This is a genomic window from Romboutsia sp. LXY-2 (assembly GCF_056171995.1).
In genome coordinates this window covers 294390-320575 of record NZ_JBKFGI010000001.1, presented here as the reverse complement: position 1 = coordinate 320575, position 26186 = coordinate 294390, and the positions used below count along the sequence as shown (strand labels likewise).

Annotated in this window: 26 protein-coding genes; 20 read left to right on the top strand and 6 right to left on the bottom strand. The window is 26.6% G+C overall.

Features of this window, described 5'->3' with window-relative positions:
• The first annotated feature begins 9 nt into the window (after window positions 1-9).
• From saoL to ACI48P_RS01460, 3 genes are all read left to right on the top strand, one after another.
• Entirely contained in the window at window positions 10-639 is a 630-nt protein-coding gene (gene saoL / locus ACI48P_RS01470; protein ID WP_475212719.1) for a MerB-like organometallic lyase SaoL, read from the top strand.
• A gap of 162 nt (window positions 640-801) precedes the next feature.
• On the top strand, window positions 802-1797 hold the full coding sequence (locus ACI48P_RS01465; RefSeq protein ID WP_475212717.1) for a GIY-YIG nuclease family protein: 996 nt from the start codon (window positions 802-804) through the stop codon (window positions 1795-1797).
• A 152-nt stretch (window positions 1798-1949) separates the two neighbouring features.
• The gene (locus ACI48P_RS01460; protein WP_475212715.1) at window positions 1950-3932 is read left to right on the top strand and encodes a sensor histidine kinase; all 1983 of its coding nucleotides are present in this window, start codon (window positions 1950-1952) and stop codon (window positions 3930-3932) included.
• 44 nt (window positions 3933-3976) lie between these two features.
• Here ACI48P_RS01460 and ACI48P_RS01455 read toward each other — a convergent pair whose 3' ends face one another.
• The gene (locus ACI48P_RS01455) at window positions 3977-4504 is read right to left on the bottom strand and encodes a folate family ECF transporter S component (protein WP_475212713.1); all 528 of its coding nucleotides are present in this window, start codon (window positions 4502-4504) and stop codon (window positions 3977-3979) included.
• 226 nt (window positions 4505-4730) lie between these two features.
• Here ACI48P_RS01455 and ACI48P_RS01450 point away from each other — a divergent pair, with 226 nt between their 5' ends.
• From ACI48P_RS01450 to ACI48P_RS01440, 3 genes are all read left to right on the top strand, one after another.
• Window positions 4731-7103, top strand: coding sequence for an ATP-binding protein (locus ACI48P_RS01450; RefSeq protein ID WP_475212712.1), 2373 nt, complete (start codon window positions 4731-4733; stop codon window positions 7101-7103).
• 185 nt (window positions 7104-7288) lie between these two features.
• A complete protein-coding gene (locus ACI48P_RS01445) occupies window positions 7289-7510 on the top strand; it encodes a YdbC family protein (protein WP_475212708.1) in 222 nt (73 codons plus the stop codon).
• 150 nt (window positions 7511-7660) lie between these two features.
• A complete protein-coding gene (locus ACI48P_RS01440; protein ID WP_475212706.1) occupies window positions 7661-9181 on the top strand; it encodes a sensor histidine kinase in 1521 nt (506 codons plus the stop codon).
• A 50-nt stretch (window positions 9182-9231) separates the two neighbouring features.
• On the opposite strand, the gene ACI48P_RS01435 is transcribed toward ACI48P_RS01440, so the two are convergent.
• Window positions 9232-9621, bottom strand: a complete 390-nt coding sequence (locus tag ACI48P_RS01435) for a 3D domain-containing protein (protein WP_475212704.1) — start codon at window positions 9619-9621, stop codon at window positions 9232-9234.
• 288 nt (window positions 9622-9909) lie between these two features.
• On the opposite strand from ACI48P_RS01435, the gene ACI48P_RS01430 reads away from it, so the two are divergent.
• Window positions 9910-10473, top strand: a complete 564-nt coding sequence (locus ACI48P_RS01430; RefSeq protein WP_475212701.1) for a peptidylprolyl isomerase — start codon at window positions 9910-9912, stop codon at window positions 10471-10473.
• Window positions 10474-10529: 56 nt separating this feature from the next.
• On the opposite strand, the gene ACI48P_RS01425 is transcribed toward ACI48P_RS01430, so the two are convergent.
• Window positions 10530-11522 (bottom strand): catalase family protein, encoded by a 993-nt coding sequence (locus tag ACI48P_RS01425; protein WP_475212699.1) that lies wholly within the window; start codon window positions 11520-11522, stop codon window positions 10530-10532.
• A 192-nt stretch (window positions 11523-11714) separates the two neighbouring features.
• Between ACI48P_RS01425 and ACI48P_RS01420 the strand changes: the two genes are divergently transcribed.
• Complete coding sequence (locus ACI48P_RS01420) at window positions 11715-12212, top strand: hypothetical protein (RefSeq protein ID WP_475212697.1); 498 nt, start codon at window positions 11715-11717, stop codon at window positions 12210-12212.
• 108 nt (window positions 12213-12320) lie between these two features.
• Here the strand turns inward: ACI48P_RS01420 and ACI48P_RS01415 are convergent, their stop codons facing one another.
• Complete coding sequence (locus ACI48P_RS01415) at window positions 12321-13280, bottom strand: calcium/sodium antiporter (protein WP_475212696.1); 960 nt, start codon at window positions 13278-13280, stop codon at window positions 12321-12323.
• Window positions 13281-13543: 263 nt separating this feature from the next.
• On the opposite strand from ACI48P_RS01415, the gene ACI48P_RS01410 reads away from it, so the two are divergent.
• The 3 genes from ACI48P_RS01410 (at window position 13544) to ACI48P_RS01400 (ending at window position 17099) form a co-directional block, all read left to right on the top strand.
• On the top strand, window positions 13544-15406 hold the full coding sequence (locus ACI48P_RS01410) for a sensor histidine kinase (RefSeq protein WP_475212695.1): 1863 nt from the start codon (window positions 13544-13546) through the stop codon (window positions 15404-15406).
• Between the two features lie 275 nt (window positions 15407-15681).
• Entirely contained in the window at window positions 15682-16158 is a 477-nt protein-coding gene (locus tag ACI48P_RS01405) for a glutathione peroxidase (RefSeq protein WP_475212694.1), read from the top strand.
• A gap of 38 nt (window positions 16159-16196) precedes the next feature.
• Window positions 16197-17099 (top strand): NAD(P)/FAD-dependent oxidoreductase, encoded by a 903-nt coding sequence (locus tag ACI48P_RS01400; protein WP_475212693.1) that lies wholly within the window; start codon window positions 16197-16199, stop codon window positions 17097-17099.
• Window positions 17100-17202: 103 nt separating this feature from the next.
• Here the strand turns inward: ACI48P_RS01400 and ACI48P_RS01395 are convergent, their stop codons facing one another.
• Window positions 17203-17583: a hypothetical protein gene (locus ACI48P_RS01395; protein ID WP_475212692.1), complete on the bottom strand. Its 381-nt coding sequence runs from the start codon at window positions 17581-17583 to the stop codon at window positions 17203-17205.
• 142 nt (window positions 17584-17725) lie between these two features.
• Here ACI48P_RS01395 and ACI48P_RS01390 point away from each other — a divergent pair, with 142 nt between their 5' ends.
• The 6 genes from ACI48P_RS01390 (at window position 17726) to ACI48P_RS01365 (ending at window position 23523) form a co-directional block, all read left to right on the top strand.
• The gene (locus tag ACI48P_RS01390) at window positions 17726-17860 is read left to right on the top strand and encodes an ATP-binding cassette domain-containing protein (RefSeq protein ID WP_475214114.1); all 135 of its coding nucleotides are present in this window, start codon (window positions 17726-17728) and stop codon (window positions 17858-17860) included.
• A 321-nt stretch (window positions 17861-18181) separates the two neighbouring features.
• On the top strand, window positions 18182-19024 hold the full coding sequence (locus tag ACI48P_RS01385) for a pentapeptide repeat-containing protein (RefSeq protein ID WP_475212691.1): 843 nt from the start codon (window positions 18182-18184) through the stop codon (window positions 19022-19024).
• A 131-nt stretch (window positions 19025-19155) separates the two neighbouring features.
• The gene (locus ACI48P_RS01380; RefSeq protein ID WP_475212690.1) at window positions 19156-19674 is read left to right on the top strand and encodes a sigma-70 family RNA polymerase sigma factor; all 519 of its coding nucleotides are present in this window, start codon (window positions 19156-19158) and stop codon (window positions 19672-19674) included.
• Window positions 19671-20552 (top strand): hypothetical protein, encoded by an 882-nt coding sequence (locus tag ACI48P_RS01375; protein WP_475212689.1) that lies wholly within the window; start codon window positions 19671-19673, stop codon window positions 20550-20552. Before ACI48P_RS01380 ends, ACI48P_RS01375 begins: the two co-directional genes overlap by 4 nt.
• A 174-nt stretch (window positions 20553-20726) precedes the next feature.
• Entirely contained in the window at window positions 20727-20906 is a 180-nt protein-coding gene (locus ACI48P_RS01370; RefSeq protein ID WP_475212688.1) for a hypothetical protein, read from the top strand.
• 229 nt (window positions 20907-21135) lie between these two features.
• Window positions 21136-23523 (top strand): EAL domain-containing protein, encoded by a 2388-nt coding sequence (locus ACI48P_RS01365; RefSeq protein WP_475212687.1) that lies wholly within the window; start codon window positions 21136-21138, stop codon window positions 23521-23523.
• A gap of 169 nt (window positions 23524-23692) precedes the next feature.
• On the opposite strand, the gene ACI48P_RS01360 is transcribed toward ACI48P_RS01365, so the two are convergent.
• Window positions 23693-24130 carry an OsmC family protein gene (locus tag ACI48P_RS01360; RefSeq protein WP_475212686.1) on the bottom strand — a complete coding sequence of 146 codons (438 nt, stop codon included), beginning with the start codon at window positions 24128-24130 and terminating at the stop codon, window positions 23693-23695.
• A 343-nt stretch (window positions 24131-24473) separates the two neighbouring features.
• On the opposite strand from ACI48P_RS01360, the gene ACI48P_RS01355 reads away from it, so the two are divergent.
• The 3 genes from ACI48P_RS01355 (at window position 24474) to ACI48P_RS01345 (ending at window position 25902) form a co-directional block, all read left to right on the top strand.
• Complete coding sequence (locus ACI48P_RS01355; protein ID WP_475212685.1) at window positions 24474-24842, top strand: ArsR/SmtB family transcription factor; 369 nt, start codon at window positions 24474-24476, stop codon at window positions 24840-24842.
• A gap of 2 nt (window positions 24843-24844) precedes the next feature.
• Window positions 24845-25216: a NifB/NifX family molybdenum-iron cluster-binding protein gene (locus ACI48P_RS01350; protein WP_475212684.1), complete on the top strand. Its 372-nt coding sequence runs from the start codon at window positions 24845-24847 to the stop codon at window positions 25214-25216.
• Between the two features lie 179 nt (window positions 25217-25395).
• Complete coding sequence (locus ACI48P_RS01345; RefSeq protein WP_475212683.1) at window positions 25396-25902, top strand: hypothetical protein; 507 nt, start codon at window positions 25396-25398, stop codon at window positions 25900-25902.
• The last annotated feature ends 284 nt before the right edge of the window (window positions 25903-26186 follow it).

Genomic DNA, 26186 nt, shown 5'->3' with positions numbered 1-26186 from the left:
GGAGAAAGCATGAAAAACATAAATAAGTATAAAAGCTTAGAAAAAATAGAAAAAGATATAAGATTAGAAATCATGAATACTATTATCGAAAGGCAATCTGTAGTAAATGTAGATGAGATAATAAAAATATTAAGTGAAAGTAAAAATATTGAGAAATCTTATCTAAAAGAAATTCTAAATAAATTTATAGAAAATAATATTATGGTTGTTGATGATAATGGCGATATTAATTTCATATACCCAGTGTCAGCACATCCTACTATGCATAAAGTAAAACTACAAGATGGTAGAGAAATTAATGCTATGTGTGCAATAGATGCACTTGGAGTTGGATGTACTTTTAATCAAGACATAGAAGTAAATTCTATGTGTTGTGTTACATCTAAAGAGATTAAAATAAATCTTAAAAACAATAAAATAGATTATATTAATAATCAAGATTTACGTGTTTTACATATTGACCTGGAGAAATATGAAAACTGGGCGGCAAGCTGCTGAAACATTATGAATTTCTTCTGGACGAAGAATGAGTTTGATGTTTGGTCACATGAAAATGGGTTTGATAATGATGAAAACATATATTGCCTAAATATAAATGAAGCACTTAACGCATCTATAGAAATATTTAGTGTATATTAAAAATTAAGTAGATTATCTTAGATATATTTTTAGGATAATCTACTTTTTTATGTAGAAGGAAATTATGATGGCTCAGAATCTGTGTATAACTTATGTAGCAAAGTGAATTTTTTTATGTATTATGATAAAATACTATTAATAATCATCTTAAAGGAGCAGCAGATGGACTTAAAAGATAAAATAAATTCATTCCCAAAAACTCCAGGAATATATTTAATGAAAGACAAGGATGGAGAAATAATATATGTTGGGAAATCAAAAAAATTACAGGAAAGAATAAAAAGTTATTTCGTAAACTCTAAGTCCCATTCTAGAAAAACACAAAGAATGGTAAATGGAATAGCAGATATTGAAATCATAAATACGGATACAGAGCTAGATGCCTTATTATTAGAATGTAAAATGATAAAAAAGATCAAACCATTATATAATAAGCTAATGAGAAATCCTGAGAATTATGTATATTTAAAAATAGATAAAAATCAAGATTATCCTTACTTAGAAGTAGCAAAGGATATAGAAGATGATAACTTATATTTTGGAGCATATACCCTTGGTAAAAAATTAGAAGATATTAAAGATATCATAAATGAAGCATATAAGATTAGAAGCTGTAAAAAGATGAGTAAGTGCTTTAATTATGATTTAGGTAAGTGTATGGGCCCTTGTAGAGATGAAACAACTGTTGAAGAATATAATAATATTATTGAAATTTTAATCAAGGATTTAAAGCAAGAAGGAAGTTATATATTAAGCCTTTTACAAGAGGAAATGAATGATGAAATAGGTAAGTTGAACTTTGAAAAGGCATCTATGATTAATCAAAAAATGGATAGATTAAAAAGCTTATTTAATAGACAAAACATGATTAATAATAGTTTCGAAAATGATAGCATAATTGCATGGGTAAACTTAGATAATGAAAATTACAAAATATATATAATAAAAAATGCAATGTTAATAAAATCTGAGATTATTTCAAAAGATAAGTTTGATGGTATAGATAAAATTAAATATTTCAAAAATGAATTTAAAAATACTAAGAATCATTTAGAGGAAACTAAAACATTAATTGATAAATTTGATATTGATTATGTAAATATTATATATTCTTATATAAAATATAGTGATGAGATTGAGCATATGATTATCAAATAATTTTAAAATCATAAAATTAATCATATTCATATTTACAATTTTTATATAAATAGTTGTCAAAATAAAGCAATTACTAGATTGAGGATATTATAAGTATAAATACATAAAATACAACTAAATGTATAGTAAATCAATACAAGGAGATTGTATTTATGTCTAATAAAAATAGATTTTTAATCTTAGGAATAATAATATTAATTTTAAGCTTTATTTTAGATAAGCAAATCTCTTATGGTGAAAATGAACTGCCAAGTAAAAAGATATTAATATTAGGGTCCTATAATAGTGAAAATAGATGGGAAGCTTCAATAGTTAGAGGAATTAAAAAAAGTGTAGGAGAAAATATTTCTGTAAAAGTAGATTACTTAGATTCTAAATCAGCAGATAATGATATCTATAATGAAAGCTTTATGGAACTACTAAATCTTAAATATATGAACGATTCTATTGATTGTATATTAACTATAGATGATGAGGCATTAGATTTAGTCAGAAAAAACTTATTTAATGAGCAATCATTTATTTATAAAAAGCCTGTAGTTTTTGTTGGAGTCAATAGTAGAACTGTTTTGTCTGAAGAGGAAAGTGAATATATTACAGGAATTATTCAGCAGCAAGATAATTTGCTAGATTTAGATTTAATACTGAATTCATCTAAAAATGTAGAGGATATATATTTAGTTCTAGATAATAGTGTATATTCAGAAACCTTAAAAGAGAATATAAAAAGCTTACAACGATTTACCTTAAGACCTTTTAATATGTATGTTATAGAAGAATACAAATTTGAAAAAGTTAAGGAGCAACTAAAATATATAGATGATAGTAAATCAGCAATAATTTTATGCGGTAGTTATGAAGACGGCATAAATGGAGATCAGATTCCATCAAATAAGGTAGTAAGTGAAATAAAGGAAATAACTAAAGCACCAATATATACTAAAATGAAATTTTATGTTGAGTCAGGTGCAATAGGTGGAATTATTAACGATGGATATAGATTGGGTAAGATGGCGTTTAATTTTTTGACTACAGTTTTATATGAAGAAAATAAACATATACTTACACCATCTCATAGTAGCATAAATAGACCATTATATAATTATGATGCATTGATGTATTACAATATTAATCCATTGACATTACCTAAAAACAGTGAATTTATTAATAAGGGACCATTTGATTTATTAGTGCCAAAGCAATTTAAATGTATAATATGGGCATTCTTAATTTTGATTTTACTTTCAGTAATATTATTTATTTATTTATACATTGATAATAAGAGGAAAGTAAAAGTAAATAATAAACTTTTAAGTGAATCCCTTGAAAGACATGAGATAAAGACCGATTTTATCTTAACTGTTTCACATGAATTAAGAACTCCGTTAAACATTATAATAAATGCAACTAAATTACTTAAATATAAAATAGATGGTGAACAATATACTAAAGAATTTGCACTTAAACAATTAGAATTAATAAATAAAAACTCTAACAGATTACTAAGACTAATAAATAATATAATAGATGTAAGTAAAATTGAAACAGGGTATATTGACACAACATTTAATAATGAAAATATTGTTGATGTAGTTGAAGATGCAACTTTATCTGTAGTTGATTTAGCTAGTAGCAATAATATTAATATTATATTCGACACGGAAAAAGAAGAAATAATAACATCAATTGATAGATCAAAAATCGAAAGAATAATGCTTAACTTACTTTCAAATTCCATTAAGTTTACAAAAGATGGTGGAGAGATATTTGTATCTGTAAGTAAAGATGAAAATAACGTAATTATAAAAGTAAGAGATAATGGTATTGGAATGAATGAAGAACTACAAAATCACTTATTTGAAAAGTTTAGGAGAGCAACTTTTCACCCTTCCTTGGAGCGTGAGCATGAAGGTAGTGGTTTAGGATTATTTATAGTAAAAGGGCTTGTAGAAGTTCATAAAGGTACCATCAGTGTGGAAAGTGCTATAAATCATGGAACAACATTTATTATAACTCTTCCTATAGCCATAGTAGACAAAGAAAATAAACATGCTAATTTTATGAAAATGCCAATTGAATATACAAGTCAAATAGAATTAGCAGATATATATGATAAGGATGAAGAAGAAATTTAAAAAATGTAGCTCATTATATGAGCTACATTTTTATTTGTCAAATTTTAGCTATATGCAAGATGTTTAATCTTTAATATGAATTTTTCCCAAACAAGAGAAATCGTAATTACTTGAACTGGAATCATTACTATACTTTTTACTGCTCTTGTAGGAAGAAGTGCAAGGTATCCTTTACCTAATATTATAGTTAGCCAGTATGTATTTAGCAATAAGTTAAGTACTATACAAATGATTGTGACTGGAATTAAAATTCTTGTCCAAGTTTTTGATTTATTGTGCAGGAAATATCCAAAAACAAATCCTGTAAGGAACTCTGTAAGAGTAAAGCCAGGGAAGTATGCCCCAGTTGGGAATATCATCAGCCCTATAATATCTGCAATTACAGCACCAGTACCAGCAGTCCAGGAACCATAAAGTATACCCATTATTGCTAAAGGTAAAAATCCAAATCCTATTTTAACTATAGGCGTATTAATTGAAATAAATTGAGAAAATACTATTTGTAATGCTATTAATAGACCTAAATTTGAAAGCTTACGAGTGTTAATTTTTTTTCTATTTGCTTGGCTCATAATTCCTCCTAGGTAAAATACAGATGTTTATTATTTCATACTAAGATTATATCATAAATAATTTGTAACCTATAATCTTATCACATTTCTTATTTCAGCAAATGGTGACAAAACTTAAAATATATTGGAAAAAAGACAATAAAATTCAAAGAATAAAGGAGTTTCAAAGAAAATAAAGAATTAATTTTAAGAAGGATGTTAGCTTAGTTATGGGGGGGATTATATTATGCAATCACTACTTAATAAACTTAGTGAATACATTTTAGTATATGACAAAATAGGAAATATAAAATTTTGTAATAACAATTTATTAACAAAATTAGGATATAAACTAGAAGAAGTTTGTGCTCTTCATTTAAAGAAATTATTAACAGACAGTGAAATTAGTATAGATAATTTTTATAATAGTCTATGTGAATTTAAAATTAGTACCTGTTTGAATTCAAAGGACAATAATAAAGTAAGTATTTCATGCGAAATAAGCAAGGGTAAATTCAATGGTGAAGAAGTATATTTTCTAATAGCAAAAGAAGAGAAAATATATAAACTAGAAGAATTAGAAATGTTATTAGAAAATATTAATATGGGTGTACTTATTAAAGATAAGTTTGGTAAGTATATTTATGGAAATAAAACTTGTGCAGAACTTGCAGGCGTTGATCAAAATGAGTTTATAGGAAGTTATGATAAACAATATTTTTGTGAAGGCTATGAGGATGAGTATATTAGTGACGACAATATTAAGAAGAAACCAAAATTGTTTGAAGAGCTGATAGATGTTGATGGAGAAAAACTATGGTATGAAACATATAGAGCTCCAATTTACAATGGTGATAATCTTGAATATATTATTACAACGACTAAGAATATAAATGTAGAGAAGAGACTAAGGGATGAACTTAGTAAAAATTATAATTTAATAGCTAATATAAAAGATAATAATAAAGCTAATTCATTTAGTCTATACGATACATTAAATCTAATTGGTAATGATATAGTAAATTGTTTTGATGCAAGTGGATTGTCAATAACGCTATATGATAAAGATGAGAAGGCACTTATTCCTTTTGTAAATGTAGGAGAAGCAAAAAAGAATCTTAAAAATATTAAATCAGTGCCTATAAGTGATGAAGCAGTTAAAGATGTTCTTAATAATAATACCTATAGTGGATTAAAATCAAGAGAAGAAATTGCTAGAGAATGTAGCGAAATCATGAAGTATTTAAAAAATGTGAATTATTTGGGTATATACAGTATTAAATTAGACAATGAATATTTGGGAACCCTTAATATATCTTATGGACACGAAAAAATTCCTAAATATGACCAAGATGATTTTATGGGGGTATTATGCGATAAAATAGCTATGATAATAAAAAACCATAGGCTTTCGGCAGAGCTAAAAAGAGAAAATGAAATGAGAACTGCTACAGAAAAAGAATTAGAGCAATATCTAAACACAGCTGTAGATTTAGTTGGGATAATAGGAAGAGATGGTTACTTTAAATCAGTAAATTCCAATTGGAGTAAAGTACTTGGATGGGAGGCTAGTGAACTATTAAATATCAATATGTCAGAGTTATTTCATCCGGATGAATTATCTTTCGTAACTGAATGTATATCATTAGAAGATATTCCAACAGATATAAAGCGTAGTACACTTAGAGTTTTATGCAAAAATAATGAATATGTACATCTGGATTGGAGTAGTAAATATATTATTGAAAAAGAAGAATTTATAGTTACGGTAAAAGATATCACAAATCAAAAGAAAATGGAAGAAGAGAAGAGAAAACTTGAAGAAGCTATAAAACTTGAGAGTGTTAAAAATGAATTCTTTGCAAATATAAGTCATGAATTTAAAACACCATTAAACATAATTCTTGGTACAATGCAATTGATTAAAAAGAATATTGAACAAGATAATATAAATGCAGAAATATTAAACAAACACACTAATATTATTAGACAAAATTCTTACAGATTACTTAGATTAGTAAATAATCTTATAGACATTAGTAGAATAGATATAGGATATTATAAATTAAACTTGAGTAATCAAAATATTGTAAAAATAATAGAAGATATAACCTTATCTGTAGCTGACTATGTAGAAAACAGAGATATTGATTTAGTGTTTGATACGAATATAGAAGAAGTAATAACAGCTTGTGATCCTGATAAGATAGAGAGAGTAATATTAAACATATTGTCTAATGCAATAAAATATACACCTAAAGGTGGGTGCATTGATGTTAAATTAGGAACAGAATCTGAGAAGGTAGTTGTATCAATTAAAGATAATGGTATAGGGATACCGAAAGAAAAGCTAAACGTAATATTTGATAGGTTTGGTCAAGTAAACAGTACTCTGTCGAGAATGTGTGAAGGTAGTGGAATAGGCTTGTCTTTAGTTAAATCAATATTAAATTTACATGATGGAGATATAAAAGTATTCAGCAAGGTAGGGCAAGGCTCTGAGTTTATATTCGAAATACCAATAAAAGTCTTGGAGGAAAGTCCTATAATTAATGAAATAAGTAATAGTGATTATCACATAGAAAAATGTAATATAGAATTTTCAGATATATATAGTTAGATTTTAATGATTACAAAAATAAATATTTTATTTAAGAAATACAATTAGAAAATTTCGTCATTATATTTATTTATTTTCGAATAATATTATAGGAGCAATTATGATATCCTATAGATATACATATTTATAATATCTATTTATCTTAAGAATATGGCAAAATGAGTAAAAAAGTTAGGAGATTTAGAATGGCAGGCATAAAGTTTGAAATCATAGAAGAAATAGGAGTAATAGCAGATACATCTAAGGGATGGAAGAAAGAAATAAATCTTGTTAGCTGGAATGATAATGCACCTAAGTTTGATATAAGAGATTGGTCACCTGACCACGATAAAATGGGAAAAGGGATCACTCTAAGTAATGAAGAACTAAAGGTACTTAAAGTAATATTAAATGAAATGAATATATAACCAGTAAAGGGCTCTATATTATAGAGTTCTTTCTTTTAGTTTAAATATATAATAATTAAATTTTATATTATAAGAAAATGGTATTAATTACAAAAATCCTACCGTATATATTATAATATAATTGTATTTGTTAAAAATAGGAGGCGCTTTATGGGGATAATAGGGGATTTGAGTATTCTTGACAATAGCCCAATACCATGTTTATGGTTTAGTTTTGATAAAATTGACGGAAATTTATCTGGAGAAATAAAAATTATAGGGCGAAATAAAAAACTTAGGGATATTATAGGGAATAGTGAATTTGAATATATTTATACTTTAGATAAAGAAGATACTATGAAGTTTACTAAAACAAACTTTATAGAAGAAAATAGTGTAAGAATAATAAAGTTTGTAAGTCAATTGAATTCATTTTATGAAATGGATATATATAAAATAGATGATAATTTATACTTAGTATGGTTTAGTAAAAAAATTTATAATGATGAGGTAATTCAAAAAATATCAGACAATACATTATTAAACTTAATAAGTGATACTATTCCAGATAGTATATTTGTAAAAGATAAAGATGGGATATTTATACATTGCAATAAGGTTTTTGCGAATAATCGAAACCTGAGTAAAGAACAAGTTATTGGAAAAAGCGAAGAAGATATAAACACTCCAAAGGAGAAAATAGAGAAGTATAAAAAAGAAGAAAAAGAAATAGAAATTCAAAAAGAATCAAAGATCTCAATGCATTCTTTTGTAGATAAAAATGGTAAAACTAGATATTATGAGACTATAAAGGTACCTCTTTTAGACAATAATATGGTGATGGGAGGAGTATTAGGTATATCTAGAGATATTACCCTCCGAAAAGAATCTGAGTTTGAGTACGAAAATTTAAAAATGCAGTTTTTCTCTAATTTATCTCATGAATTTAAAACACCATTAAATCTTATATTTAGTTCAACTCAACTAATTGAATACATGATTGATAAAGGAGAGGATGTAAGTAAGTATAAAAAATACACCAATATTATTAAGCAAAATGGTTATAGACTATTGAAGATGGCAAATAATTTAATTGATGATACAAGGCTAAGTATTGGCTGTTTAGAATTTTGGCCAGAAAACTACGATATAGTTAAGTTTATAGAAAATATTTGTGATTCATTACAGTGCTATGCAAAGGAAGAAAAGGTAGAATTAGTTTTTGATACAGAATTAGAAGAAAAGATAATGGCCTTTGATTTAGAAAAGATGGACAGAATAATGCTAAATTTATTATCAAATGCAATAAAGTATAGCAAAGAGAAGGGTAAAATTGAGGTAGTATTAAAATTCACAGAAACAGAATTATTTATAAATATAAAAGATAATGGAAGTGGTATCAAGAAAGAAATATTAGATGATGTATTTGTATTATTCAATCAGGAACATAATCATAACACCAAAACAATAGAGGGTAGGGGGATAGGATTATCTATTGTTAAGTCATTGGTTGATTTACATAAAGGAAAAATAGAGGCAAAAAGCGAAAAAGGAATAGGTAGTGAGTTTGTAGTAAGGTTACCAATAAGTTTGTGTGAAAATGATGTATATGAGAAAAAGTATATTAAATATAATAAATATGTAGAAAATGTTGATATTGAGCTTTCTGATATATATGCTATATCAAAATAATTGTAAAAGCCATATAAAAGAATATCTTTTATATGGCTTTTTTACGTATATTATTTTAATATTAAAATATCCATGTTTTTAACACCAAATTTTACACAATTATCTTCTGAGTCCATAAAAATATCTATTCTATTTCCTTTTATAGCGCTCCCACAGTCTTCTGCCGTAAAGACCATATCAAATTGTGGTATATAAACTTTAGTTCCGTAAGGTATTACTTTTGGATCTACTGCGATAGTTCCCCATCTAGGCGTAGTACCTGTAGATGTTATTGTATCACCAGCATAAGCAGTAGCTTTAACGTTAAGAGTTGTTTTTATGCTCATATTTTCAGATGCTACCATACTTACTTTTTCGCTATTTTCATTAGCAAATGTATTTACATACGTATTAGAGAATAGTGTGGCACAGGCTATAGCAACTATTAATATTTTTTTCATAATTTAACTCCTTCGTTATTAGTTTTGTCATGCAAATATATTTAACTTCCTTTTGTTGATAGATAATATTATACACAAAAAGTAACAAGTTTGTAACTTTTTATGGAGAATTACATAGAATTGCTATTTTTGTAAAAAGTTAAAATATATACTGTGGACAATAGATTTATTATTATTTATGATTAAAATATAGGGGCTATAGGGAAGCTAATTGGAATAGTAAATGATTTTAATTAATGATGTATAGAATTGTTCTATAAAAATTTAAAACAAATTTAGGGGGTAAAAATGAAAAATCCAATAGCAACAATACTAATGAAAAGTGGAAATAGAATAACAATAGAGTTATTTCCAAAGGAAGCACCAAATACAGTTAATAGTTTTATATCTCTTGCAAAAAAAGGAAGTTTTAATAATAGAGAAATAAAAAGAATAGTGCCTGGCTTTGTAATTCAACCAACTTTTACAGCCTTTGATAAAGATCCAGCTTGCGATTTTCTAATAGATGGTGAATTTAGAGAAAATGGATATGATAATAATGTAAAAGTAGCAAAATGGACAGTAGCTATGGGTGGAGATGGGAAATCTGTAGCATCTGGAAGTTGTTTCTTTATAACTGTAGGTGATTGTGAAGAAAAACTTGATGGTAAATATGCAGGATTTGGAAAAGTAATCGATGGATTTGAAGAAATAGAAAGATTAGAATGTGTAGAAACTAAATCTGTTGATATTGGAGTAAGTGGAGTAATTGTCAACGAGCCAATAAATCCTGAAATAATAGAAGAAATAAAGGTTGAGACTTTTGGAATAACTTATGATGAACCAATAAAATTAGAACAAAAAGAAATCTAATATAAAGGACTGCATGTAAATATGCAGTCTTATTTATATTAAATAGCTAAATAATATTAAACCAAAGTATTATAATCATTAATTGATGGCTCAAACATACGTTGATTATTTCTTTTATGCCTAAATATAGACATATCCTTATATATAATACACCTTGCTTTATTTAAGCCACCAATAGGCTTATGCTGCATCAAGGAGTGAGCTGGAGAATAGGATAGTTTTTCAGCGAAGTCATATCTGTTGAGACTTATAAAATCCTGTTTATCTATTCTTATTTCAGCCACCTTGATATATGGAGAAATTTTCTCGTCCCACTCTACAGATGCATCATCTAATGGCATATTATTTTTTCTAAATTGAATCATAAAATCAAAAGTAGCAATATTATTTTTAAGATGAGTTTGCATATTATTTGTAAGATAAGAAGATGTTAATTTTTTAGGAAATTTACTTTTATAATTAGAAGTAGGTACTATACTATATTTAACGTATTTGTTTCCAAATGAATAGGGGGTAGTGCTATAGTAAGAAATATCTAAAGGACTTGTATGATGCTTTCTTAGTTTTGCGACTTCCTTTAATTTATTCAAATTACCTTGTGATATTGTTTTATAAAGATAAACTAATGGATTAACTTTAAGATTATAATAAATAGCATCATAAAATAATTTAACTGTTCCTAAGGGCATTGTTTTTGCACTTACAAGTAAGAAGTCTTGAGTATTTTTTTCATCACTAATAAATCTTGCTCCATCAACATCTAATAATTTAATTGCAAATCCTCTAACATCTTTTTTATTATCTCCATTTATTTTAGGACTAGAATTAGATATTCTAATAAGGGTTGGATAAGTGCTGCCTTCCTTAAATATTCCCACTTTTAATTTATCATCTAGGTTAGGGCTCACAACAAAAGTTGCTTTTAATAATCCTAAACATTTGGGATGAGCATCCCTTTTTACACTTCCGGGTTTATAATCTTTTTTTAATTTCTCTTTTAGAATTTGAATCATTTCTTCTATATATTGGTCTTCAGATTTATTTATCATATGTTACCTCCAGTAAATATTATATTCATATATTAGTCTAGTTTTTAGGATTCTATAACTTTATATTTCAAAATAAATATTTATATATAAGCAGATTAACAATGTATAAATTTGTATATTTTACTAATATTTTTCGTTAATTTGGAAAACATAAAAGTGATAACATATACGAATTTTTAGGAGGCTTTATAAATGAAAAAAATAATGATTTACTGTTTGCTTGCTTGTAGTATTATTTTAGGGACTTTATCCCTTGGAAACATGGTAAGTGTAGATGGGGAAAAGGATGTATATACTAGTAATATGACTAGTAATAAGGAATTTCCTACTCCAAAGCTAATAGCGGCTAAGCAAATATCATCAAATCAAATTGAAATTACATATGATAGAGATGTAGATACAAAACTAGCTACTAAGCCCATGAATTATTGGGTTCAAAGTACTATAAATGCTGAAAACCAGGGTATTACAACCCTAGGAAAAAATGATCAAGTTTCACCAGAAAATTCATTAACTGATGATAAGGTGAAAATTGAGGCAGTAGATGGATCTAAAAGAATTTTTACATTAACTTTTAATAATGATATTATAAAAGATGAAGAATTTAAAATAATTATATATAATGTAACTGTACCTGGAGCACCTGTTAACAATGGTGAAAATGGAACTGTGGTACTTATAGGTAAATAATATATTATAGTTTTATAAATAAAAAAGAGTATCCTAATATTTGTGTATTAGGATACTCTTATATATTTGAGTTAATTATTTTTATAAAATATTATATTAGCAAATATATTATCTTACTATAGTATATGACATGTACATAATATATAAAGCTAAGAATACAAAACCGTGGCTCTTAACAATAGATTTTTTTTGCTTCATAAATACATATAAAAGAACTGTTATTAAAACCATGAACATTATATCTATTAAAGCTAAGCTACTTATTGCTATTGGGTTTATTGAAGTAGATAAACCTAAAACTAAAAGTATGTTAAATAAGTTTGATCCTATAACATTTCCTATTGCTATCTCAGTCTCACCTTTTTTTATTGCAACTATAGAAGTAACAAACTCAGGTAAAGATGTACCGATGGCAACTATTGTTAAACCAACTAAGTTAGCACTCATACCAAAAGATGTAGCTATACTTGTTGCAGAGTCAACAACCATATCCCCACCTATAACTATACCTATTATACCAATTATGCTGAATAGTATAGTCTTTGGCATAGCAACTTCTTCAACCCCTTCTATTTCTATAGCTATGGCACTTTCATCAGCAGATGATGAAGATTCGTTAGAAGAAGCTTTTTTAGCAGACTTAACAGTGTTTATTAAGAAGTATGCAAATACTACTAATAACATTAATCCTTCAATTCTAGTTATTTTTAAATCGAATCCAAATAATAATAATATACAGCTTACTAATATTAAGAAAGGTGTTTCTTTTTTGATTGTATCTTTTTGAACAGGTAATGTTGCTATAATTGATGATACACCTAGAACTACTAGTATGTTAAAGAAGTTTGATCCTATAACGTTAGCAACAGCCATGTCGTTTTGACCAGCTAATGAAGATGTTAAACTTACTGCAGCCTCTGGAGCTGACGTACCCATGGCAACTATAGTAAGTCCGATAACCATTGATGGAACATTAAATTTCTTAGCGATAGACGCAGCACCATCAACAAATATATCTGCCCCTTTTATTAGGAATATGAATCCTATAATAAGAACTAAAAATGACATATTATTCCTCCCAATATTTAATTTATACGATAGGATATAGTATACTATTTTATCTTAAAATAATCAAATGAAATCAATTAATGTGAATAAAAATTCATATATGAATACATCTTATTACCTGGTAATAGTTAAATAGTCTAAATCAAAGTTTATAATTTAAAATAATGTCGAGTAAATATTCTCAATTATCAATATTATCCATATTATATTGTGTGCTAATGTAATATAATAGAGTAATAATGGTCAAAACGAGGGGGAATTTGATGAAAAAGGAAATGTTTTTTAAAATTGTAGAACATAGTCCAGTACCATGTATTTGGTTTAGTTGCAATGACCTTAAAGACGTGTCCAGTGGGATAAAAATAATAGGATATAATAAAGTATTTAAAAAATTAAGTAAAGAGAGATTAAATGTTAATGATACATATGACCTAAGTTTATTATTTGATAGAGAAAAACTCTTAAATCTGAAAAATTATGATAAAGAAATAGTTAAAACTACGGCTTATATAAGCTTGTTAAATGATTTTTATGAAATTGAAATTATAGAAATTGAGTCAGATGTTTTTGCAGTTTGGCTTAGTAATAAAATAGAGTTAGATAAGGGTATGAAAACAATATTAGATACTGTCGGAGTTTATACTTGGCTAAAAGATGTTGATGGGAGATATATATACATAAGTAGAGGTTTTGATGAGTTTGTAGAGATTAAGCCAGATAGCATAAAAGGCAAAACTGACTTTGATATCTACCCCAAATCAGTTGCAGAAATTATTACAGAGCAAGACCAAGAGCTATTAAAAGGCAAATCGGAATATAGAGAATATATATCATGCTTTGGTAAAAGATGTATAAATAGGTTAATACATCTAGTTAGAGATGGTAAAGGCGAAATAATTGGAATAGCAGGTCTTGCTATTGATACAAATGAAATTAGTAAATTTATGGACACTAAAATATCAGACGGTGTAATGCTTAATTTAATTAGTGATACAATACCAGATAGTATATTTGTTAAAGATATTTTTGGTGTTTTTAGGCATTGTAATGATGCTTTTGCAATTCAAAATAACTTATCAAAAGAAGATATTATAGGAAAGACTGAAGATGAAATAAATACGAGTAAAGAGAAAATTGCTAAGTATAAACAAGAAGAAAAGGAAATAATTAGAACAAAAAAATCAATAATGACAAGTCATTCTAAGGTTGGAATTGATGGAAGAAGAAGGCATTATGAAACAATAAAGGTACCATTTTTAGATGAAAATCAATATGTTGGAGGGGTACTAGGCATATCTAGAGATATTTCTCATAGAAAAGAAGCAGAGCTAGAATTCGAAAGACTTAGAATGGAGTTTTTTGCAAATTTATCACATGAATTTAGAACACCTTTAAATTTAATATTCAGCTCTATACAACTGCTAGAGCTTATGATTGAAAAAAATCAAGATAGTCAAAGTTATATTATGTACACGAATATTATAAAGCAGAATGGTTATAGGCTATTAAAAATGGTTAATAACTTAATAGATAGTACTAGGCTAAATGTAGGTTGCCTTGATTACAATCCTTCAAACTATAACATTGTTGAGTTTATTGAAAACATATGTGACTCAGTTCAAAATTATGTAAAGGCTGAAGGGATTAGTCTTATTTTTGATACTGAATTAGAAGAACAAATTATGGCATTTGATTTTGAAAAAATAGAAAGAATAATGTTAAATATTCTTTCTAATGCAATAAAGTATAATAAAGAGAATGGAAAAATTTTTGTTAACCTTTCTTTTAAAGAAGGAAATGTGTATATAAGTGTGAAAGATTGTGGAATAGGAATACCGGAGGACAAGCTAGAAGATATTTTTGAGCTGTTTAAGCAAGTTAACAATAGAATTACTAAAATCAGTGAAGGTAGTGGAATAGGATTATCCATCGTAAAATCATTGGTTGATCTTCACAATGGGACAATAGGTGTAAAGAGTGAGAAAGGAAAAGGTAGTGAGTTTATTATTAAAATTCCTATAAATATTTGTAAAGATAGTGAACAACATAGAAACACACTAAAATATAACAAATATGTAGAGAATATAGATATTGAATTTTCAGATATATATTCCTCCATTAAATAATTATATTAGTTATTAGTTGGATAAAATGTTTAATAGATATTATTATATAAGTGGTAAGAAAGATTTGAAAATCTTTTTTACTACTTTATTTATTTAACATTAAATTATATAGAAACAACTAGATATTTTAAAGTTAACAATAAAAAATAGATTTTATTGTTGACATAAATAGAAAACAGATATATTATTAAAATATAATCAGTTGAGTTAAATTAAATTTATATAAATTAAAATGGTCGCTATTTAAAAATAAAAACATTAGAGAGGGAACTAAAATGAAATTTTACGATTTTACAGCTAGAAAAATGAATGGACAAGAGATAAAGATGGAACAGTATAAAGGAAAGGCTATATTAGTCGTAAATACTGCAAGTAAATGTGGATTAACACCTCAATTTAAAGAACTAGAAGAATTATACTTAAAATATAAAGATAGTGGATTTGAAATATTAGGTTTTCCATGCAATCAATTTGCAAAACAAGAATCAGGTAGTAATGAAGAAATAAATAGCTTTTGTCAGTTAAATTATGGTGTAACATTTACAATGTTTGAAAAAATAGATGTAAATGGAAAGAATGCACATCCATTATATAAGTACTTAAAAAATAATTCTAAAGCATTAATAACTAAAGATATTAAGTGGAATTTTACAAAGTTCTTGATTGATATGGAAGGAAATGTTATAAAAAGATATGCACCTACTATATCTCCATTAAAGATAAAAGATGATATAGAAAAGTTATTAAAATAAATAAATTTACAGATGATATAACAAAGGAGGAAGTTTTTATGAATGAAAGATATGATATAGCAATAATAGGTAGTGGTCCAGCAGGACTTTCAGCAGCGCTAAATGCAAGTATAAGAAATAAGAAGTTTATATTATTTGGAAGTAAAGAAATTAGTAATAAATTAGTTAGAGCACATAAGGTAAATAATTACTTAGGTTTTTATGGTAAAAGTGGAGCAGAAATAAGAGATGAGTTTGCAAAACATTTAGAAACTATGAATATAGAGATAACAGAAGAAAAAATAAATAACATATATTCAATGGGTGACTATTTTGCACTAATGGGAACAAAAAACAACTTTGAAGCTACATCAATAATATTAGCTACAGGAGTAAACTTTGGAAAGCCATTTAAGGGTGAAGAAGAATACTTAGGTAGAGGTGTTGGATACTGTGCAACATGTGATGCACCACTTTATAAGGATAAAGTAGTAACAATTATATCTTATAATAAGCATGAAGAAGCAGAAGCTAATTTTATAGGAACAATTGCATCAAAAGTTTATTATATACCAATGTATAAAGAAGAGGTTGAAGTTGACAGTAATATAGAAATAGTTCGTGATATTCCTGTTGAAATACAAGGTGAGAACTTAGTAAATAAGCTTGTATTAAAAAAATCTGAAATAGTAACTGATGGAATATTCATTTTAAGAGATAGTATATCTCCAGGGCAACTAGTTCCAGGATTAGAAATAGTTGATAACCATGTTGGTGTTAATAGATTAATGAAGACAAATTTAGATGGATGTTTTGCAGCAGGAGATATAGTTGGAACTCCATATCAATATATTAAAGCGGCTGGAGAAGGTAATATAGCAGCATTATCAGCTGTAGCATATATAGATGAACTTAAGAAGAAGGAAAGCCAAAAAGACAAAACTGAAATATTGACTAAATAAAAGAATTTATATATAAAGAAGAACCTATTAATTTAAAATTAATAGGTTCTTCTTCTTTAATTAGTATATTTATTCATAGCGCTTAAATAGTATTATTAAATAATTAATTAATTTCCATAATATCTATAGCTTCAATAATATCTTTTTCATTGTAGTGGATAGTGATAACATCACCATTACCATTCTGGAACGTAGAATAAGATTCTTTGTCATCGATTACTTCCCAAAAACTTGCTTCTAACTCATTAATAAATTTACTTGCTGACAAACCTATAAAGTTTTCATAATACTCACTATTAGGAGAAAAAACTTCAATAGAATTTTTATCTTCGGTTTCATCTAATTGGGAAGCAATATATTGTTCAAAGTTTATATTCTCTATTATTTTAAGCGTAAGTAAAGTACCTAAGCAAAGGATAAATATTAGAGCCCCAATAATATAATCTTTAAACTTGCTTTTATTAATTTTTTGTACTATTTTCATTAACTAATCTTAACCCCTTTATAATAATTATATCTATGTAATAAATATAACACATATTTATATTAAAATATGTGGATATATGTTAATATTCAAAATTTTTATAACTATTAAAAAAAGTTATATATGATCAAGAGGTGCTAATATCTTTTACATTGATATAAATGTTAATTTTGAATATGGGAAAATATATTTAATAATTGGAAAGTCTGGAGCAGGAAAGACTACTTTCTTATCTCTAGTTTCTGGATTAGACTCTTGTAAAGAAGGTTTTAGCTGATAGAACTATTTTAAAGCTTTCAGGTGGAGAGAACAAAGAGTTGCTATAACAAGAGCTCTTTCACATAATCCAGATATTATTATAGTTACACATTCAAAGGAAGTATCAGCTTTTGCGGACAGTGTATGAGCTCTAAATCAAGGTAAAATGTTGTTTGTAAAATAAAATCATATATGTATATGAGCATCTGTATTAAAGTTATAGGTGCTTATTTTATTTGGGATATGGAAAAATTAAGGAAAACTAGATTAGTTGATTAATGTTATAGTTATGATATAATTTTAGAATGAAATATATACTTTTAGGATATGAGGTAGATATATGATAAATACAAGTGAAGATAAAAATTTTAATAGTTTGTTTGAAGATTTAAAAATAGATTGCAAGAGTTGTTTTGGTTTTTGTTGTGTAGCTCTTTTTTTCTCTAAGACAGATGGTTTTCCAAATGATAAAGAGGCAGGAACTCCTTGTAAAAACTTAAATAATGATTTTAGTTGCTCGATACATAGTAACTTAATGGGCAAGGGACTTAAAGGGTGCACTATTTATGACTGTTTTGGTGCAGGGCAAAAAGTCGCTCAAATAACATATAATGGTAAAGACTGGAGAGAACAGAAAAATTTATCAAAAGAAATGTTTGAAGTATTTTTAATTGTTAGAAGTTTGCATGAAATGCTATGGTACCTTAATAGTGCTTTAAAAAATAAAGCTATTAGAAGTATTCATGATGATATAGTGAAAATAATTAAAGAAACAAATGCACTTACTAGGTTAGATGCAAAAGAGCTAATGAAATTGGATGTTATTAGGCATAGGCAAAAGGTAAATGGATGTTTATTAAAAGCAAGTGAATTAATAGATAAAGACGTAAGCAAAAATAATAAAAATAAAGTAAAAGGTTTTGACTTTATAGGGAAAGATTTAAGAAAACATAATCTTAAGGGAGCTGACTTTAAAGGTGCCCTTCTTATAGCTTCAAATCTAAGCAATACAGACTTAAGCTATGCAAACTTTATAGGTGCAGACTTAAGGGATACAGATATAAGAGGTGCAAACTTAAGTGAAAGTTCATTTATTACTCAAATTCAAATTAATTCGGCAAAAGGAAATAGTAAAACAAAATTGCCGAAGCATATAAATGTGCCCTCACACTGGGAAAAATAACATTTATCCTCCTTAATATTTAAGGGGGATATTTTATTTTCTTAAAATGTTAAGGGAAAGTTGTATAATTATGAAACTATATTACCATTTAAATCGTCTAATACATATAAGGGTGATTTGGGGGTGATTAGTTGGATTATTATATATTAATAAAAGAAGCAAAAAATGGATGTAGTGACAGCTTTGAAAAGCTGATTAAAATAAATGGAGAAAAGATTTATAAAATTGCTTATTGTTATGTGAAAAATGAAGCTATGGCCTTGGATGTTGTTTCTGAAGCGACTTATAAAGCCTATAGAGATATTGAAAAGCTTAAAGATATTAGATATTTTGATACTTGGCTAGTTAAAATAGTTATTAATGAAGCTATTAATTTATTAAGAAAAAGTAAGAAAATTATACATATAGAAGATTGTAACAGAGAGATAACTGTAAATACGTATGATGATATTGAAGAAAAAACAGATTTATATATTGCCCTAGATAAATTAAAAAAAGATGAAAAAAAAATTTTAGTATTAAAGTATTTTGCAGACTTAACATTTTCTGATATATCAAAGGCTATGAAAAAACCTGAAAGTTCTGTGAAAACTAGTCATTATAGAGCATTAAATAAAATTAAAAACATATTGCAAGGAGGCAAAGTATGAACTTTAGCGAATACGACGATATAAACATTCCAGATAATTTAAATGAATATATTGATAAAGGAATAAAAAAGGGGCAGAAAAATAAGAAGAGCCAAAAGAAAAAAATCATAGAGAAGTTTACACTAGCAGCATTAATAAGTATTTTTATTCTTACAACAATGTCAAATATTCCATCCTTTGCAAATGAATTAATAAGAGTTCCTATAATTGGTCAAATAGTTAAAGTATTAGAAATTAGAGGAAACAGTAGTTTTGGTGGAGTTATAACTGATGGAAATAATATTATTTTTGACTCACTTGAAAATGACTGTATAAATATTTACTTTACAAAAAATGGTGATTATGTTGATTATACTCCGAGTTATGATATAGAATATAGAGAATATCCATATACTATTGTATTTACGTTCAATGGAGTTAGAGGATTTGAAAATACAAATATAGAAGATAGATTAATGAAATTACCATTTATAAAGGATGTATATAGTATTATGATATTAGATGATTCCAGCAGAAAAATAGCAGTAGAATTTGATAAAGATATATACTTTGATATCACTGAACTTAAGAAGCCAGGAATGATACAATTAAAATTGAGAGAGAATAAGGAAGATGTTATAAATAAAATAGGCTATTATGTAGTTAGTGAAGATTTTGAATATGGTGAAGAACTAGCAATAGCAGAAGAAAATTTATTTTATTATTCTGGTCTTGAGGTACAGAAGAAATCTAATGGAAAATTTATAATTCAATTTGGACCTTTTGATATGGAAGAAGATGCAAAATCATTTTTGAATAACTTACAAAGTAATGAAAGTTTGAACGTGGATTTTTCTACAGAATATAGAAACTTAGGGGAAGGTCCTAAAATAAAATAATAAGTTGGATGGCAAGTAAGTGTTAGTTATTATTTATAAATGGATATATATAAGTGCATAGAAAAATAAAAGAATATTCAGAAAATTCTAATTATTATATTGACATTTATGCCCAGAATAAATACAATAAATATTAAATTTAAAAATATTTAAAAAAAGGTGGGTGTTATGTCTATGGAAAATAATTTAGGATTTAATAATGGTGATAGATATATTGAAGAGGTGGCTTGTGCTATTAATAATTCATATAAGATGGAGTGCACAAATCCTTATGAAAGTAATATGAATTACTTTGGTAACTGTAGTTATATCTCATATAATGATGAAGAAGATAATTGCTATGAGGTGTTTTGATATAAGATAGTTGCATATATGCATTGATTAGGACTATAATGAGGCTTAGAAGTGAGTCTTGATATAGTCCTTTAAATGTTTAATTGATAAAAAGGATTTAAATAGGTAATATTATTTTAGTTAAAAAAGCAGAGTTATTAAGAATAAAAAAGGGTAAATTACTGTATTTCAGATAGGTTTTTGTATAACCTATTTATGTAAAGTAGTTTTACTTAGGAGGACAACAAGAATGAATAAAGTAAAAATAGCTGTACTTTCTAAGGATTCAAAGGAAATTATTGAAATATTACATGAGATTAGTAAGGTTAATAGAATAAGTAATGAAGATATAAGCTTATATTACTACACAAATGTAAATGATATCTTAGATGACAGAGTAGATTTATTATTAATAGATACAGCTATGGGACATGAAGAAACATTAGAAGCAATAAAAAAAATTAAAAGTAATGGCTATAAATATGATACAAATATTATTACTTGTTTAGATTCAGCAGATATTAATAGTCTTCAAGAATATATCGATTTAGGTGTTAATGATTATATATTAAAGCCATATACAATTGAAGTTATGGCAATAAGAATTTATAATCAAATATTAATAATCAAATCTGTTAAGGATTCAAAAATGAAGAATATGCAATTTGATGCTCTTTTGAATAATACTCCGTATATGGTATGGTTTAAGGATAAGGATAGTAACTATATAAAGGTAAACGATGAGTTTCGACAACATTGTGGAAAAACATTTGAACAAATACAAGGAAGAAATGATTATTATGTTTGGGACGGAAAAAAAGATGAGAAATGTAGAGAATACGACCTAGAGGTAATGAACAAAAGAGAAAGAGTAGCATTCAATGAAATAATTCCAGGCAAAAGAGGATATAGACAGTTTAACGTATACAAAGCTCCTGTAATTAATGAATACGATGAGGTAGTAGGAACTATAGGAATAGCGAGGGATATTACAGATTTAAAAGATAAGGATGCGAGAATACAAATACTTATGGATAACATACCATTTGCAGTGTGGTTAAATGATAAAAATGGTATGTTACTAAATGCTAATAAAAAGTTTGCAGAACATCATAATACTATTTTAGATAAAATAATAGGAAAAAATACGGATACTTTTTGCAGTGAAGAAGAGTATCTTATAATTAAAAATGAAGATAATGAAGTAATGGAGAAGAAAGAGCCTATTAAGGTTGTAAAAACAATTGAAACAATAAAAGGAAAAAGACATATTGAGGTGTATAAAACGCCTGTTTTTGCAATGATAAATGAAGTAATAGGGGTTAGTGGCGTAATTATTGATGTAACGGATTTAAAAGAAGCAAAGAGACAAATTAAGCATCAGGCTCTTACAGATCCACTAACAGGTAGTTATAATAGAAGGGCTTTATATGAACTAATTAATGAAAAACTAAATATAGAAAAGCTTGGTATTATGGTAATTGACATAGATAATTTTAAAGACATTAATGATATTTATGGACATAACATAGGAGATGAAGCATTAGTATGGTTGACAAAGAGAATAAAAGAAGTATGCACTAATGGTGACTTGTTTAGATTAGGTGGAGATGAATTTGTAGTAATATTTAATGACAATATAGATGAAGAGAGTATGTGTAAAAAAGCTGATGAAATTTTAAAAAAAATTTCAGAAGGAGTTACTTACAAAAACCATCATGAGCAAATTCACGTAAGTATTGGGGCTGTCATTTGTAAATACAGTAACAATATTGATAGATTACTTAATAAAGGCGATATAGCTCTTTACAAAGCAAAAGAAAACGGAAAAAATCAATATGTTTTATACACTAAAGAATTAGAAGCAGAAAAAAACTTATATACAAATATAGAAAGAGACTTAAAGAATGCAATAGAGAATGATGAAATTAATATATATTATCAACCTCAATATACAAAAGATAAAGTGATAAAGGGATTTGAAGCATTATTTAGATGGAATAACGAAAAGTATTCTAATATACCAACTATAAAGATTATAGAAATTATGGAAAAGAGCAAATTGATAATAGCAATTGGAAAGCATATTGTTTATAAGGCATTTGACTTTGCAAAAAGGATAAATGAAAATAGAGAAGATAAGATTGTAATATCAGTAAATATATCTGCTACTCAAATTATGGATGATGACTTTATTTTAAGCATTAAAGATACAATTGAAAAATTAAAGGTAGATATATCTTGTATTGGAATAGAAATTACAGAAACCGTTCTATTAGAAAATATAGATGAAAACATTAAAAAGATTGAGGAATTGAAAAATATGGGTCTAGAAATATCTCTAGATGACTTTGGAACAGGATATTCATCATTTAATTATTTAGTACAGTTGCCTTTATCTGTAGTTAAAGTTGATCAAAGTTTTATTAAGGGAATGGATTTAAGAAATGAGTACATAAAATTAGTAAAGCTAATGATAGATTCTTCTCATTCACTAAATTTACCTATTGTTGCAGAAGGTGTAGAAACTAAAGAACAATTTAAAAGACTTAAAGATATGGATATTGATTACGTCGAAGGATATTATTTTTCAAAACCGTTACCAGAAGAAGAGGCATTGAAATTAATAAAAAGATAGCTAAGTTAAGCTATCTTTTTTTGTGAAAAATATCATTTTTGATTAAATGATTATAAATTTCATTTATCCAATGTTTAATTTAACATATACTTTTGATTTTAATTTTAAACCTAGGATAAAAAATAATACTAATCTAATATTTTTTAATCAACTGTATTTACTATAGTTTTTATACATTATCAATAACGTATTTTGTGTTTATTTTAACACCATTAGCTATACTATCTCCAACTGGACAAAACTTCTCAATAGTATCAATAAGCTTATTTACCTTAACATCAGAATCGTTAGATTTTACATGGAAAGTTGCTCTAATTTCTTGATATCCAGGTCTAATACCTTGTACGCCACTTAATCCTCTTAAATCTAGATCACCTTCTAATTCAACATAAAAATCATCTAAATTAACTTTCATTTTATTAGCAATCATTCTAGCCATTATACATTGACAAGAACCTAAAGTACATAACAAAGCTTCTACAGGATTCATAGCTTCATCATTTCCCCCAAGCTCTTTTGGTTCATCTAATATTAATTTGAAATTTCTTGATGATGATTCGACTGTTACCCCTTCTTTTAAATGAGATATTGCTTTGAAAGTTTCCATAGTTTTTCCCCCTAAAATTTATTTATTATATATTTCTACAAAAAAAAACAAATTCCTCTAAAGAGAGATATAATTTTTATGAAAAATTTATGTATAAATAATACTTAAATATATTTTATTACTTAAATTGACTCATCTAAATAATAAAATTAACAAATAAAGAAAAACTAATAGCTATGTATAATGCTTGAAATATGATATACGTGGCTTAATGGATGAATAGGTAGAGTATGTACGGTGAACTGGAAAACTATTTTCTAAAAAGTGGTTGACTTATTTAATTAAGAGGACTATTATCTAATTAAGTAAATACTTAAGTAGATGGAAGGGTATATTAGATTTAATGGAAGAACTAGTAAAGTTGTTTAAAGCTTTAAGTGATGAAACTAGACTTAATATTTTATTATTGGTTTCAAATAGAAATATATGTCAGAAAGGAATTTCTAGACATCTAAATATTTCAGATTCAGCAGTATCTCAACATATAAAGATATTGAAGGATGCAAATATTATTAGTGGATACAAAGAAGGATACTATGTAATATATCATATCAATAAAGATGTTTTTGGGAGCTGTGTTGAGTTTATTAAAAATCTGGGAGAAGGGTCTAGTGAATGTATGAAAAAAATCAATATTTTCAAAGATGTTAATATTGATTGTTCTACTAATTGTAAATCTAAAAAAAATTGTTGTATGAGAAGGGAGTTTTAACTATGAAAATTTGCGTACCAGTAGAAAACTATGAAGGATTAAATAGTAAGCCATTTAATCATTTTGGATCAGCACCTATGTTTGTAGTATGTGATACAGAAAGTGGAGATGTTTCTAAACTTCAAAATGGTGATTTAGGTCATGAACATGGAAAGTGCCAACCAATAAAAGCATTATCAGGAACAGAAGTAGACTGTGTTATAGCTGGTGGAATTGGTCAAGGTGCAATATCTAAATTAAATAGTATGGGTATTAAAGTATATAAAGCAAATGGAAGTACTGTAGAAGAAAATATAGCACAATTAAAAGAAAACAAACTTGAAGAATTTGCATCAACTCATACATGTTCTCATGATGGATGTAGTCATCACTAAGATATAATAACAAGAAATTAAAACAAGCATTTAAAAAGATTTATTGGTTTATTAGAAGTTTTTCTAATAATAAACTGATAAATCTTTTTACGTATAAGTTAAAATTTTATTGTACATGAGTATTAATGGTTATTATAACAAATAATAATAGCAAAACATTTTATCGTGGAGGAACAATAATGAAAAAACTACTTATTTTTATGCTTATATCAACCATAACATTTATTAATTTAAATTTTAATTCTAGAAATGTTTATTGCTATAATACGGTGTTTGCAACTACGAGTAATGACAAAGTAGATATTGAGAAAAATTATGTTAAGGAGTTAGAAAGTATTTCAAATCAATTAAATATACTTAGCTCAAATTCACTAGACACAATTAGTACTAAGAAAGATAATTCATCTCTTTTAAAAGATGTTGCATTTATTAAATCACAAATAAGAAATCTTAGAGACGAATTAGGTGTATATCATAAAACTGAAAGTGGTGATATAGAGAAAAATCCTCTTTCACTATCTTTATTAAATACATTAAATTATTACAGTATGTCATTATCATATATACAAGGATTCTTAGAATCAACTAACACTTCAGATGCAAGTAAGTACTTAGAACGTTATTATACTAGTAAAGGTTCTGGGGATGAATCATTGCTGATAATAAAAGAGCAACTAAGTGAGTAATTTATAAGTTTTAACATGAATAAGATATTTAATTATTGTAAGCTTATCTTACCTGTTGTTAAATATAGATGAGGTAAGCTTATAAAAAAATATGACATTTATGTAGAAAAGTTAAAATATAATATGATATAATAAATGAGTTATAAAAACATTATAGAAATCTAGATGTGCTATATCTAGTACTTGTTCGGGAGCCTCCAAGTATAAAAAACTAAGGTATTTATATAGTGGCAGTATATAAGTTTTACCCTTAGATATTGCTTTTTTTGTGCGCAAAAAAAGTG

Coding starts and splice junctions, on each gene's coding strand:
- ACI48P_RS01465 (WP_475212717.1), top strand. CDS start 802: ATGGACTTAAAAGATAAAATAAATTCATTCCCAAAAACTCCAGGAATA.
- ACI48P_RS01460 (WP_475212715.1), top strand. CDS start 1,950: ATGTCTAATAAAAATAGATTTTTAATCTTAGGAATAATAATATTAATT.
- ACI48P_RS01455 (WP_475212713.1), bottom strand. CDS start 4,504: ATGAGCCAAGCAAATAGAAAAAAAATTAACACTCGTAAGCTTTCAAAT.
- ACI48P_RS01450 (WP_475212712.1), top strand. CDS start 4,731: ATGCAATCACTACTTAATAAACTTAGTGAATACATTTTAGTATATGAC.
- ACI48P_RS01445 (WP_475212708.1), top strand. CDS start 7,289: ATGGCAGGCATAAAGTTTGAAATCATAGAAGAAATAGGAGTAATAGCA.
- ACI48P_RS01440 (WP_475212706.1), top strand. CDS start 7,661: ATGGGGATAATAGGGGATTTGAGTATTCTTGACAATAGCCCAATACCA.
- ACI48P_RS01435 (WP_475212704.1), bottom strand. CDS start 9,621: ATGAAAAAAATATTAATAGTTGCTATAGCCTGTGCCACACTATTCTCT.
- ACI48P_RS01430 (WP_475212701.1), top strand. CDS start 9,910: ATGAAAAATCCAATAGCAACAATACTAATGAAAAGTGGAAATAGAATA.
- ACI48P_RS01425 (WP_475212699.1), bottom strand. CDS start 11,522: ATGATAAATAAATCTGAAGACCAATATATAGAAGAAATGATTCAAATT.
- ACI48P_RS01420 (WP_475212697.1), top strand. CDS start 11,715: ATGAAAAAAATAATGATTTACTGTTTGCTTGCTTGTAGTATTATTTTA.
- ACI48P_RS01415 (WP_475212696.1), bottom strand. CDS start 13,280: ATGTCATTTTTAGTTCTTATTATAGGATTCATATTCCTAATAAAAGGG.
- ACI48P_RS01410 (WP_475212695.1), top strand. CDS start 13,544: ATGAAAAAGGAAATGTTTTTTAAAATTGTAGAACATAGTCCAGTACCA.
- ACI48P_RS01405 (WP_475212694.1), top strand. CDS start 15,682: ATGAAATTTTACGATTTTACAGCTAGAAAAATGAATGGACAAGAGATA.
- ACI48P_RS01400 (WP_475212693.1), top strand. CDS start 16,197: ATGAATGAAAGATATGATATAGCAATAATAGGTAGTGGTCCAGCAGGA.
- ACI48P_RS01395 (WP_475212692.1), bottom strand. CDS start 17,583: ATGAAAATAGTACAAAAAATTAATAAAAGCAAGTTTAAAGATTATATT.
- ACI48P_RS01385 (WP_475212691.1), top strand. CDS start 18,182: ATGATAAATACAAGTGAAGATAAAAATTTTAATAGTTTGTTTGAAGAT.
- ACI48P_RS01375 (WP_475212689.1), top strand. CDS start 19,671: ATGAACTTTAGCGAATACGACGATATAAACATTCCAGATAATTTAAAT.
- ACI48P_RS01370 (WP_475212688.1), top strand. CDS start 20,727: ATGGAAAATAATTTAGGATTTAATAATGGTGATAGATATATTGAAGAG.
- ACI48P_RS01365 (WP_475212687.1), top strand. CDS start 21,136: ATGAATAAAGTAAAAATAGCTGTACTTTCTAAGGATTCAAAGGAAATT.
- ACI48P_RS01360 (WP_475212686.1), bottom strand. CDS start 24,130: ATGGAAACTTTCAAAGCAATATCTCATTTAAAAGAAGGGGTAACAGTC.
- ACI48P_RS01355 (WP_475212685.1), top strand. CDS start 24,474: ATGGAAGAACTAGTAAAGTTGTTTAAAGCTTTAAGTGATGAAACTAGA.
- ACI48P_RS01350 (WP_475212684.1), top strand. CDS start 24,845: ATGAAAATTTGCGTACCAGTAGAAAACTATGAAGGATTAAATAGTAAG.
- ACI48P_RS01345 (WP_475212683.1), top strand. CDS start 25,396: ATGAAAAAACTACTTATTTTTATGCTTATATCAACCATAACATTTATT.